Origin of the sequence: Corynebacterium sp. AOP40-4SA-5, from assembly GCF_052377355.1 — a bacterium.
Classification (GTDB): Bacteria; Actinomycetota; Actinomycetes; order Mycobacteriales; family Mycobacteriaceae; genus Corynebacterium.
In genome coordinates, this window is the sequence record NZ_JBQSWS010000002.1 from 142,838 (window position 1) to 154,614 (window position 11,777).

Here is an 11,777-nt window from a genome sequence, read left to right on the forward strand (position 1 = left end):
CCGTCAGAGGTCCGGACGATGACGTAACATCCTGTGACGTCCGCACCTCCCCGAGCTAGGAGTACCTGTGCCCGTGCCCGCCGATCCCGACGTCCTGACCGGGATCACCACCCTCGCCGACGACCGCCTCGCCGAGGTCGACCCCCTGGTCACCGGCCCCTGGGCCACCCCGGTCACCTGGCGCCAGCCCGTGCACACCGTCTACGTGCCCGCGCACCTCATCGTGGGGGACAGCACAGGTGAGAGCGCTCAGGGCACCGACCTGCCGCGGCGCTGGGCGCAGGACGCACTGGACGCCCTCAGGGCGCACGGCGGTGCCGCCGCGCTGGCCCGCGACCTCGGCGTCGCCGACGGGCACGCCGAGACCGTCGGCGAACTGACCCTCGACAAGCTGCACCGCGAACCGGTCGAGGACCTGCGCATCGACTTCGAGGACGGTTTCACCCAGCGTGGCGTCCCGCAGGACGCACGGGACGCCGACGAGGACGCACTGGCGGCGCGCGCCGCCGACGTCCTGGCGTCCTGGCTCGATGGTGGCGACGGCGGTGCAGCCGACGGCGCACCGGCCTTCGCCGGGATCCGGTTCAAGTCCTTCGACCCCGCCGTGCGCGAGCGTGGTCTGCGCACGCTGACCATCGTGCTGCAGGGCCTGGCACGCGACGGTGTGCTGGCCCGGGTGCTCAAACGCGACCGCCGCGCGCTGCGTCTGACCCTGCCGAAGGTGCAGCACCACCGCCAGGTCGAGGTTTTCGTCGAGGTGCTCCAGGCCCTGGAGCGCGCCCTCGACGTCCCCCAGATCCCCTTCGAGGTGCAGGTCGAGACCCCGCAGGCGATCCTCGCCTCCGACGGTGCCGCCGAACCCGCCCGCCTCATCGCCGCCGGCGCGGGCCGCGTCCTGTCCCTGCACTACGGCACCTACGACTACTCCGCGTCGCTGGGCGTGGACGCCGCCGAGCAGTCCATGGAGCACCCGGTCGCCGACCACGCCAAGGACGTCCTGCAGGTCGCGACCACCGCCGTCGGCGTGGAGCTGTCCGACGGCTCCACCAACCGCATCCCCGTCGGCACCGCCACCGAGATCCTCGAGGGCTGGCGCATCCACCACGACCTGGTGGGACGCCACCTGCGTCGTGGCGTCCGGCAGGGCTGGGACCTGCACGCCAACCAGCTCGTCACCCGCCACCTGACCACCATCGCCTACTTCCGCGCCGACTGGCGGGTCAGCGCGGAACGGCTGCGCGCCTACGTCGCCGGCGACACGAGCCGCTGGATGGACGAACCCGCCACCGCCAAGGCCATGGCCGGCTACCTGGTGCGCGCGCGGGCCTGCGGCGCGGTCACCGACGCCGAACTGGAGGTCACCGGCCTCGACGACACACAGTTACGTACCCTCCAGGTGAGCGGCCGACTTCAAGGAGTAACCCCATGACCATCATCACCACCATCTACCGTGCCGAGCACGCCGTGGTCCTGCCCGGGGACGAGCGCACACCGGTGCAGGCGCCGGCGACCGTGCTGGTCGCCGACGAGAACATCGTCGCCGTGCTCGACGGCCGGGACGCCGAGGTGCCCGGTGAGTACGACTACACCGACGCCACCGTCGTCGACGTCCCCGACGACCAGGTGCTCATCCCCGGCCTCGTGGACACCCACGTGCACGTCAACGAGCCCGGACGCACCGAGTGGGAGGGCTTCGCCTCCGTCACCCGCGCCGCCGCGGCCGGCGGGGTGACCACGCTGCTGGACATGCCGCTGAACTCGGTCCCCTCCACCGTCACCGTGGACGCCCTCGACACCAAACAGGACGTCGCCGCGCCGAAAACCAAGGTCAACGTGGGCTTCTGGGGCGGGGCGGTACCGGAGAACATCGGCACCGGCGAGTTGCGCGCCCTGTGGGACCGCGGCGTGTTCGGCTTCAAGTGCTTCCTGCTGCACTCCGGCGTCGACGAGTTCCAGCCCCTGTCACCCGCGCAACTGCACCAGGCGATGACCGAGATCGCCGGGTTCGACGGCCTGCTCATCGTCCACGCCGAGGACGCCGACGAGATCGCCGCCGGCGAGGCGAAGGTCGATGCCGCCGGCGGCATCGACGAGACCTTCGACAGCTTCCTGGCGTCGCGCCCGTCCTCCGCCGAGGCGAAGGCCATCGCCACCGTCATCGAGGCCGCCGAGGCCACCGGCTGCCGCGCGCACATCCTGCACCTGTCGGACTCCGGCTCGATCGACCAGATCGCCGCCGCCCGTGACCGCGGCGTGCGCATCACCGCCGAGACCTGCCCGCACTACCTCGCCCTGTTCTCCGAGGAGATCCAGAACGGCGCGACCCAGTACAAGTGCTGCCCGCCCGTCCGCACCGCCGGCAACCGCGAACGACTGTGGAAGGGACTGGTGGACGGCGTGATCTCCACCGTCGTCTCCGACCACTCCCCCTGCACCGCCGAACTGAAGAAGTTCGCCGAGGTCGCCGACGCCCAGGCGTCCGCCAACGAGAACAACGAGCTCACCGCCTTCTCCGCGCTCGCCGCCACCGGCAACGACCTCGGTGCCGGCGGCGCCGACGGGCGCGGCTCCGGCGGCTCCTTCGGTGAGGCCTGGGGCGGCATCGGCTCCGTCCAGCTGGGCCTGCCGGTCGTGTGGTCCCAGGCGCGCCTGCGCGGACTGGCCCTGGCCGACGTCATCGGCTGGATGTGCCAGGCCCCCGCCGAATGGGCCGGGCTCACCGACCGCGGAGCGATCCAGGAGGGACGCCGCGCCGACGTGGCCACCGTCAGCGCCGACGACGCCTTCGTCGTCCTGCCCGATGAACTGCACCAGCGCAACAAGGTCACCGCCTACGCCCAACGCGCCCTGGCCGGCGTGGTCACGCGCACGTGGATCGGCGGCGAGCCGGTCTACGTCCGTCCCGCCACCGCGCACGTCCCGGCGTCCGACCTGCAGGACGACGTGGTCTTCCCCGCCGCCGTGCGACCCTTCACCCTCCGCCCCACCGCTTAAAGAGAATCAGGAACCCCGATGAACGAGCAGCACGAGCAGCACGACTTCCTCTCCTACCCCGACCTCGCCAGCCGCGCCCTCGCCGGCTCGGTGGTGTGGGCGTCCGACGAGTCCTTCGCCGAGCGCGAGAACCTCATCATGCCGCACGAGCCCGCCTTCGACCCGGACGAGTTCGGCAACAAGGGCAAGGTCTACGACGGGTGGGAGACCCGGCGCCGTCGCCACGACGAGGTGGGCTCCAACGACGCCGCCATCGTGCGCCTCGGTGTCCCCGGCCAGGTCAAGGGTGTCGTCGTCGACACCGCCTGGTTCAAGGGCAACTACCCGCCCCGCTTCGCCGTGCACGGACTGACCTGCGACGAGTACCTCTCCGGCGAGGAGCTCGCCGCCCTGCCCGACGACCGGTGGTTCACCCTCGTCGCCCCGATGGACGCCGCGGGCGACCACAAGCACCACGTGGAGATCTTCCCCGCCGGCGACGCCGCCGCCAGGCGCGTCACCCACGTGAAGCTGGAGATGATCCCCGACGGCGGCATCGCCCGCCTGCGCGTCCACGGCCAGCCCGCCCCGGACCCCCGCTTCATCACCGGCACCATCGACCTGGCCGCCGTGGAGAACGGCGGGCGCGTCACCGAGTGCACCAACATGTTCTACTCGCACCCCAACCAGATCATCTCCCTGGGACGCGCGCACAACATGGGCGGCGGCTGGGAGAACGCCCGACGCCGCGACGCCGGCAACGACTCCGTCACCGTGCAGCTCGCCGGGGAGGGCCGCGTGCGCTGGATCGAATTCGACACGTCCTACTTCGTCTTCAACGCCCCCGGCGACGTGAAACTCACCGGCATCACCGCCGACGGCTCCGAGTTCGAACTCGTCGGTAAAACCCGTGTGCTGCCGGACACCCGCCACCGCTTCGCCATCTCGGACGCCGCCGAGGGCACCACCGGTCCCACCCCGATCGTCGCCGTGCGCGCCGACGTGTACCCCGACGGGGGCATCTCCCGCCTGCGCGTGTGGGGCGAACTGACCGACGACGGCCAGCTCGACATCGAAAGCCGCTGGTAGGCCACCTCTCCTGCGGCGCATTCGCGCCGCATTCTGTGCGAAACCCTCCCGAAACAGTGCACCCCTAATATTTCCCTTCGGACGACCGCCTGCCCCCAGGCACCGATGACGAGAACGGAGCCGAGCTCGCGATGACCCGCGTGATCCCCCGCAACGACACCACCCTGCCCGAGCGACACCGCCCGGAACCCCTGCCTGCCGACGTCGCCCAGGCCAACCTGGACGCCCTCGCCGCGCAGGCCCGCGCCGACATGGCGCTGATCGGCCACAACCACGACTGGGTCCCCGCCCCCGCCGAGGACGCCTACAACGTGCTGGTCATCGGTGGCGGCCAGGCCGGACTCGGCGCCGCGTTCGCCCTGTCGCGCCACCGCATCGGCGGGGTGAAGGTCATCGAGGCCGGCCCCGAGCAGGAGGTCGGCTGCTGGACCCGCTACGCCCGCATGCACACGCTGCGCAGCCCGAAGAACATGAAGGGCATCGAGCTCGACATCCCCTCGCTGCACACCGGACGCTGGTTCGAGGCCAAGTACGGCGTGGATGCCTGGGCCGCCACCGACCTCACCCCGCGTGAGGACTGGAATGAGTACCTCACCTGGTACCGCGGCGTGACCGGTGCGGACGTCGACTTCGGCACCCGCATCACCGGGGTGACCCGGCCGGACGCCGACGGGTGCTTCCACATCACCGCCACGCAGGACGGGACGCCGGTCGAGTACCGCACCCGACGCATCGTCTTCGCCATGGGCCTCGTCGGTGGCGGCGGAACCTTCCTGCCGCCGCTCGTCGACGCCCTGCCGGAGAACGTGCGCGCCCACACCGAGGACGACATCGACTTCACCGCCCTCCAGGGCAAGCGCGTGATCGTGCTCGGCGGCGGTGCCAGCGGCTTCGACAACGCCTCCGCTGCCCTCGAGGCCGGTGCCGCGAGCGTGGAGATGCATGTGCGCCGCGCGGACATCCCGCGGCAGAACTCGCTGCGCTGGATGGAGTTCCCCGGCATGCAGGAGCACTTCTACGACCTCACCGATGAGCAGAAGTGGGAGTTCTCCCTGTTCAACGGTGGTCTCCCGCAGCCGCCGACGCAACCCTCGGTGTGGCGTGCCTTCTCCCACGACAACTTCCACCTGTCCACCGACACCCGCTGGGCGGACGCCGGGGTTCGCGACGGCGAGGTCGTGGTCACCGACGACAAGGGCGCCGAACACGTCGGCGACTACGTGATCTCGGCGACCGGGTACACCGTGGACCTGGGGCTGCGTCCCGAGCTCGGCGAGTTCCTGCCCGACATCGCCCTGTGGTCCGACCGGTTCGGCCCGGCCGAGAACCACCCGCTGGGCCAGTGCCCGTACCTGGGCGACGGCTTCCAGTTCCAGGCGAAGGACGGTGGCGACTCGTCCTACGTGTCGCGCCTCTTCCACCTGTCCACCGGTGCGCGCGCCTCCCACGGCGTGGCCGGCAACCAGCTGTCCGGCATCTACGCGGGCCTGACGCGGATGAGCAGCCGGATCGCCACCGACATCACGAAGGAGAACTGGTCGGACTTCTTCGCCGACTTCACCTCCTTCGAGCACCAGGAGGTCGGCAACGTGGGACGCCACCGCGAGGGCGAGGCCTGGTTCGCCCAGGCGCCCCGGTACTGACACGCGTCGCTGGCGGGGCACTGGCTCGGTAGAGCCAGCCGTACCCACCAAACCCCGCGCCACGTGCCGGATCCGGTCGATCCGTGGCACGGGGACTCCGGATCCGGCACGTGGCGCGGGGTCGGCCCCTGATCACCGGCTGCTACCGTGAACCGGTTCTGTGCCCCACTCCCCCGAGACCCTCACCGGAGGCCGCCCTGTTCCGGAAGATCCTTCGCTTCGGCACGGTCGGCGTCGTCGGTGCCGTCGTCGACTTCTCGACCAAGGCCCTGCTCTACGCATTGGGAGTCCCCGAGCCCCTCGCCCGGGCAGGCAGCTACATCGTCGGCAGCACCGTCGCCTACTACCTGAACAGCCACGTCACCTTCAACGGTGAACGCACCCGGGCGGAGAAGACCCGGGCCGCCGTCTCCTACCTTCTGTGCTTCAGCGCGGCGGTGCTCGTGGACCATCTCGTGGGCATCATCGTCCCCACACTGCCGAACGTATTCTTCTGGTCCTGGTTCGTGTCCCAGGGTGTGGCCACGGTACTGAACTTCCTACTGCAGAACTTCTGGGTGTTCCGCACGACGTCGCCGAGCCGGACGTAGTTCTCCAGACGTACCTCAGACCGCCGTGCCGCTACGACCGGTGGATCCTGGCCCACGTCCACCAGCCGCGCATGGTCTCCGACTCCATCGGCTGGGTGGGGATGGGACGCGTCGAGGTCCTGAAGTTCGGCCCGGCGTAGGCGGCCTGGTCGGTACCGCGGAGCCGGCTCCGGTTGGGTGCCCCACCTATCCCCGCGTGCCGTACACAATCCGGTCGATCCGTGGCACGGAAACACCGGATCCGGCACGTGGCGCGGGGTCGGCCCCGTGATCACCGACCGTCAGGTTCCGAGCGCGCCTCAACCCACTCGGCGACGAGCCCGTCGCCGGGGCAGGACGCTACCACTGCATCGACGATCCCAGGATCCAGGGGCCCTCTATTCCTCGTGCCATGCAGGACGGAGAAGGCCACGTCCCGCGCCGATCGCCGGGCGTGCGCTGCCGGCAGAGGCGGCACCGATGTCGCACCCTCCGCGGAAACTGCATCATCCCAGGTCAGCAGGAGACGCGTCGTCTCGGTGATGGAGGCCGGCGACACCCGGGCCACCGCTCCGCGGGCGGCGAGCGGCATGTCCGCGAGGAGGAGAACTGACACCACCGTCTCCATCGCCGCACGCCGGAAGATCCCCGGGGCGTCCTGCGTCCACGTCAGGGTCGCGACTAGCGTGTCCACCGTCCGGGCAGTCGAGTCTGTTGCGACATGGGCCAACGCGTCCAGCAGTTCGACGATCTCCAAGGTTGCCGGTGTCGTCGCCGTGAGCGGATCAACCTGCAGGTCATCGACAACAGGTCGTGGGTCTCCCTGCGACCACGGGTCGGCGCGCTCCAGTGCCAGGCGCGCCCGTGAGATCCAGGCGGACATCGGCGAGGTGGCATCCCTCGGTGATGATCCGAAGGCGACCGTCACCAGGGCGTCGAAGCCGTCCGGGGATTCCGCGAGGCGGGAGTCGAAGCCCCGGCCGGTGAGAACGCTGACACCCAGGCCCAGTCGTTCAGCCAGGTCAACGATGATATCTGCAGGCGGGACGCTCTGGCCGCCCTCCCAGCGCGACACCGCGCTCGTCGAGCAGATCCCGGACGCCAGCCCCGCCTGTGACACCCCGCGGTCGGTACGTGCGTGCCGCAGTCGACGTCCGAACATCACCGCGTCATCCATGCGCCCAGATTACGGTGTCGGTACCCCTGCCGTCCGCTGTCTCACCACCAGCACGGCCGCGCCGGACGCCCCGAGCACCGCGACGACCGCCACCGCCACACCGAGCCCGACCGCCGAGCCAGGCCACACCCCGACGAGAGCAGTGCCGAGGGCCCCACCGAATTGCAGCATCAACCTGGAATGCGCGCCGACCGCCGGCGCCTGATCATCCGTGACCACCTCGTACGCGGCAGAGAGCGCCAGCAATGTGCAGGCACCGAGCCCCAACCCGCGAATGAAGGAGCAGGTCACAGCCACGCCGAACGCCACAGCGTCCCAGGTGGTGATTGCCTGAACCCCCACCGTCCCCGCCGACGCGACCAGCAGCCCGACGGCGATGACGCCGAAGGCGTTGGCCGACTTCCACGGCCCCCTGATCAGGCTCCGCACCACCCAGGCACCGAGGCCCTGCACGCCGAGGAGCACCCCGGCCATCCAGGAAGGTTGACCGAGATCTCCCTGCACGTGCAGGGACGTGGACAGCAACGTCCCGTAGAACACCGCCCCCACAACCAGGCAGAGCCCCATCACCGTGGCGAAGGAGGCACGACGGTACAACGACACGTCCAGCAGCGGCGTCCGGGCGTGCAGATCCAGGACGCAGAACACCGTAATGAGAGCGACGGCGAGGCAGGACGCCGTGACGACGCCCCACGTCGGCAGGGTCGGCGCGCTGCTCACGACCCACAACAACCCGACCATCCCGAGAAGTGCCGGCACCGCCTGGGCCGCCTGGGCGATCCCCAGCCGGGTCCGGACGCCCCGGGTGCGCGGCAGGACGCTCACCGCGATGAGCGCGGCCGCCGCGGCGACCGGCACGTTGACGAGGAACAGGACGCGCCAGCCGACGGCGTCCACCAGGATGCCGCCGAGCAGCGGCCCGAGCGCCGGTGCGACGACGGCGGGGAGACCCAGCGTCGCCAACGCGGCCCGCATCCCCTGGCGTCCGACGATCTCCGCGGTGAGCTGCTGGACGGCCGGCATGATGAACCCACAGGCCGCGCCCTGCACGACGCGGGCCGCGACGAAGAAGGGGAGACTCGTCGCGAATCCGACGAGTGCGGAGGCAACCGCGAACCCGGCCACCGCGACGAACCAGACCTGCCGTGAGCCGAAGCGTCGTAGACAGGTCGTCGACAGGATGATGCCGCCCGTCGCGGCGAGCATGTAGCCGGAGATGCCGAGCTGCACAGAGCTTTCAGGCACCCCCAGAGAAGCGCTGATGGAAGGGAGGAGGACGTTGACCAGGCTCGAATCGATCAACGGAAGGATCGAGGCCAGGAGCATCACCGCGGTGGTGCCGGTGGAGAGCCCGGGCAGCGCATCACTCCGTGGGTTCTGAGGGGTCGTGGCAGACACAGTGTCACTCCGGATTCTGGTTCGGGGACGAGGAAGCATTAGCGGACTGATGTCCGCTCTCGTCGAGGGCAGTTTCTGCATCCATGACATCTCCGCCCGGCAGAGACCGGCAACCGATGATTCCCCTTGCATCTGTGGCGCGCAGACCCCCTGGCCACGCTCTTTTCTCAGCGTTCATTGAGAGAATTTGTGATCCTCGTGCCCCCGCGCCGCGTGCACAATCCGGTCGATTCGTGGCACGGGGACCCCGGATCCGGCACGTGGCGCGGGGTCGGCCCCGTCAGCACCGACGGCACCGACGGCACCGGCGGCCGCAGTGAATTGCGCCGCCGCCGGCAGTATCCTCGCGGACATGGCTTCCACGAACATCAAGACCATCCCCGTCCGCGCCCTCGACGGCGGCGAGCTCGACCTCGCCGCGTTCGACGGCCCGCTGCTCGTCGTCAACGTGGCGTCCAAGTGCGGGCTGACCCCGCAGTACACCGCCCTGGAGAAACTCGCGCAGGACTACCGGGACCGCGGCCTGACCGTCGTCGGTGCGCCGTGCAACCAGTTCATGGGCCAGGAGCCGGGCAGCGCCGAGGAGATCGCGGAGTTCTGCTCGGCGACGTACGGCGTCACCTTCCCGATGACCGAGAAGCTCGACGTCAACGGGCCGGACGCCCACCCGCTCTTCGCCGAGCTCACCACGACCCCCGACGCCGACGGGAAGGCCGGCGACGTCGAGTGGAACTTCGAGAAGTTCCTCGTCGGCAAGGACGGCGCGGTGCTCGCCCGCTTCCGCCCCGCCACCGTGCCGGACGCCCCCGAGGTCGTCGCCGCCGTCGAGGCGGCGCTGTAGGAAAAGCTACGCCTTCTCCAGCACCAGGTCGCGGTACATCATCGTCTGCCGGATGGCCGACCACACCATCGGCGAGTCCGCCAGCGAGTCCCATCCGCCGCTCCACGTGAGCCGTCCCGCCAGGCGCCACACGCTGATGCCCGGGTTCCACTCGAGCACACGCGACACCTCTTCGGCACGTTCCATGACGTGCGCGGTGGTCTCCGCGCGCCGCTCGGCCAGCCCGGTGAAGCAGAACCCGTGCCCCGGGATCACGGTGTAGTCGTCGAACTCCGCCAGGCGCTCCACGGACGCCAGGTAGTCCTTCACCGGGTTGCCGCCCAGTGAGCCCACCCCCAGGCCGATGCCGGGGAAGATCTCGGGCAGCACCTGGTCGGCGGCGATCAGCAGTCCGCGGGCGTCGTCGGCGAAGCACAGGTGCCCTGGGGTGTGCCCGGGTGTGAGCACCGCCCGCCAGCCCAGTTCCCCGGTCACCCCGTGGTCGGGCAGCAGGTCACCGTCCTGCAGCAGGACGTCCGGACGCTGCCGCGGGATGAACGGCGGCAGCCGCCGCTCCCTCTCCGAGAAGGGGAACTTCTCCAGCACGCCGTCCGGCGCGCCGACCGCGTGGTGCTCGACGGCGTAGTCGTCCTGCGAGGTGCCGGTGCGTGCGGCGTCGACGCTGCGCTGCTCCACCGCGCCGAGGTGGTAGCGCGCGCCGGTGGCGCCCAGCATCTCCGCGGCCGCGCCGACGTGGTCGGGGTGCGCATGCGTGACGACGACGTCGGTGACGTCCTCGAGACGTCGGCCGTGCTCGCGCAGGAAGGCGTCCAGCGGACGCAGGACGTTCGCCGCGGCGTCCTGCGCCTTGCCGCCGGCCCAGCCCGGGTCGACGACGGTGACGCCGCCGTCGCCGAGGTGGACGGTGGACAGCACACTGTTCATCACGCCCGCGCCCGGCATCGGCACCGCGCGTACCCACAGTTCCCCGTCGACGGTGCTCACGCGCACCGGCGAGGGGACCTTGCCGGCCGTCGCGGCCTGGTGCTGGACGCGGAAGACGGGGGTGATGCGGCTGTCTGAACGTGTCGCCATGTGCAGTCAGCGTACCCGCACCGCAGCCGGGCTGAACCGTCCGGCCGTCCGCCCGGGACGGTTAGGCTTGGCGGTGTGAGCAGAGAACCCACACAGAGGCGGCACGGATGGTGGACCCGAGGTGCCACCGCCGTGGCGTTCACGGCCGTCGGCGTCGGGGTCACGGTCGGGATCATCGCCCCCGCCCTGCCGCGTGACCGGGGCGACGGATCGGACACCGCCGCCTGTCCACCGCAGGTCAGCGAGTTCCGGCACGACGGCAGGAGCAGCCAGGTCTACACCTTCGACTGCGCAGGCGGCAGCACCAACCCAGGTGCTGGCAGCAGCGGCAGCAGTTTCGGCAGCTTAGGCAGTAGCGGCAGTAGCGGCAGCAGCACCGGCGGCAGGACGCCCCCGAAGGGCGTGCTGATCCACCTGCACGGCGACGGTGCCGACGAGTTCGACCACGGCGCCAACGCCGAACCGACCCTGGGTGAACTCGCCCGGGTCGCCGCCTCGCGCAACATGGTGCTCATCGCACCCCGCACCCCCGACCATCGTCGTGGGTCGACCTGGTGGCGCCGGCTCGACAGCAACACCGACTGGCTCGGCGCGCTGGTGGCGGACCGGGTGAGGGACGATCCCGGCCTGGACACGGGCAACATCTGGTGGTCCGGCTACTCCGGTGGTGCCGAGATGATCAGCTACGGGATCTTGTGCCGCACCCACGGGCTCGTCACCGGAGGTGCGGTGATGATGGCCGGCGGCGGTGCCCCCGGTGCGTCGGACGCGCCGTCCTCCGGCATCCCCGATGTGCCGCTGCGGTGGTCCGTCGGCGACCTCGACGACGGAACGCGCGGGTACGACCGGTTCGACGCGCTCACCGCCGCCCGGGAGGGAGCCGCCTGGTACCGCGGCCACGGTGCGTCGGACGTGGAACTCGAGGTCCTCCCCGGTGTCGCCCACCTGGACTTCCCCCAGGCAGCGACCCTCAACCGCGTATTCGACTCGGAGTTGCCGTCCTGACCGGCGCC

General features: G+C 70.6%; 10 protein-coding genes. 7 read left to right on the forward strand and 3 right to left on the reverse strand.

Annotated features, from left to right (window positions below; translation table 11 throughout):
* The first annotated feature begins 73 nt into the window (after nucleotides 1-73).
* From ACT3S3_RS01805 to ACT3S3_RS01825, 5 genes are all read left to right on the forward strand, one after another.
* Nucleotides 74-1,429, forward strand: coding sequence for a DUF6986 family protein (locus ACT3S3_RS01805; RefSeq protein ID WP_444626098.1), 1,356 nt, complete (start codon nucleotides 74-76; stop codon nucleotides 1,427-1,429).
* On the forward strand, nucleotides 1,426-2,994 hold the full coding sequence (gene allB / locus ACT3S3_RS01810; protein WP_444626099.1) for an allantoinase AllB: 1,569 nt from the start codon (nucleotides 1,426-1,428) through the stop codon (nucleotides 2,992-2,994). Before ACT3S3_RS01805 ends, allB begins: the two co-directional genes overlap by 4 nt.
* 18 nt (nucleotides 2,995-3,012) lie before the next feature.
* A complete protein-coding gene (gene alc, locus ACT3S3_RS01815) occupies nucleotides 3,013-4,062 on the forward strand; it encodes an allantoicase (RefSeq protein WP_301442790.1) in 1,050 nt (349 codons plus the stop codon).
* 131 nt (nucleotides 4,063-4,193) lie between these two features.
* The gene (locus ACT3S3_RS01820) at nucleotides 4,194-5,705 is read left to right on the forward strand and encodes an NAD(P)-binding domain-containing protein (protein ID WP_444626101.1); all 1,512 of its coding nucleotides are present in this window, start codon (nucleotides 4,194-4,196) and stop codon (nucleotides 5,703-5,705) included.
* Between the two features lie 83 nt (nucleotides 5,706-5,788).
* A complete protein-coding gene (locus ACT3S3_RS01825; protein WP_444626102.1) occupies nucleotides 5,789-6,295 on the forward strand; it encodes a GtrA family protein in 507 nt (168 codons plus the stop codon).
* 271 nt (nucleotides 6,296-6,566) lie between these two features.
* Here the strand turns inward: ACT3S3_RS01825 and ACT3S3_RS01830 are convergent, their stop codons facing one another.
* Nucleotides 6,567-7,451, reverse strand: a complete 885-nt coding sequence (locus tag ACT3S3_RS01830) for a helix-turn-helix domain-containing protein (RefSeq protein ID WP_301442788.1) — start codon at nucleotides 7,449-7,451, stop codon at nucleotides 6,567-6,569.
* A 9-nt stretch (nucleotides 7,452-7,460) separates the two neighbouring features.
* Nucleotides 7,461-8,849, reverse strand: a complete 1,389-nt coding sequence (locus ACT3S3_RS01835) for an MFS transporter (RefSeq protein WP_444626104.1) — start codon at nucleotides 8,847-8,849, stop codon at nucleotides 7,461-7,463.
* Nucleotides 8,850-9,201: 352 nt separating this feature from the next.
* Here ACT3S3_RS01835 and ACT3S3_RS01840 point away from each other — a divergent pair, with 352 nt between their 5' ends.
* The gene (locus ACT3S3_RS01840; RefSeq protein ID WP_301442786.1) at nucleotides 9,202-9,690 is read left to right on the forward strand and encodes a glutathione peroxidase; all 489 of its coding nucleotides are present in this window, start codon (nucleotides 9,202-9,204) and stop codon (nucleotides 9,688-9,690) included.
* A gap of 6 nt (nucleotides 9,691-9,696) precedes the next feature.
* Here ACT3S3_RS01840 and ACT3S3_RS01845 read toward each other — a convergent pair whose 3' ends face one another.
* Nucleotides 9,697-10,764 carry an MBL fold metallo-hydrolase gene (locus ACT3S3_RS01845; protein ID WP_444626105.1) on the reverse strand — a complete coding sequence of 356 codons (1,068 nt, stop codon included), beginning with the start codon at nucleotides 10,762-10,764 and terminating at the stop codon, nucleotides 9,697-9,699.
* Between the two features lie 132 nt (nucleotides 10,765-10,896).
* Here ACT3S3_RS01845 and ACT3S3_RS01850 point away from each other — a divergent pair, with 132 nt between their 5' ends.
* Complete coding sequence (locus tag ACT3S3_RS01850; RefSeq protein ID WP_444626107.1) at nucleotides 10,897-11,769, forward strand: hypothetical protein; 873 nt, start codon at nucleotides 10,897-10,899, stop codon at nucleotides 11,767-11,769.
* Nucleotides 11,770-11,777 lie beyond the last annotated feature (8 nt).

Coding starts and splice junctions, on each gene's coding strand:
- allB (WP_444626099.1), top strand. CDS start 1,426: ATGACCATCATCACCACCATCTACCGTGCCGAGCACGCCGTGGTCCTG.
- alc (WP_301442790.1), top strand. CDS start 3,013: ATGAACGAGCAGCACGAGCAGCACGACTTCCTCTCCTACCCCGACCTC.
- ACT3S3_RS01820 (WP_444626101.1), top strand. CDS start 4,194: ATGACCCGCGTGATCCCCCGCAACGACACCACCCTGCCCGAGCGACAC.
- ACT3S3_RS01830 (WP_301442788.1), bottom strand. CDS start 7,451: ATGGATGACGCGGTGATGTTCGGACGTCGACTGCGGCACGCACGTACC.
- ACT3S3_RS01840 (WP_301442786.1), top strand. CDS start 9,202: ATGGCTTCCACGAACATCAAGACCATCCCCGTCCGCGCCCTCGACGGC.
- ACT3S3_RS01845 (WP_444626105.1), bottom strand. CDS start 10,764: ATGGCGACACGTTCAGACAGCCGCATCACCCCCGTCTTCCGCGTCCAG.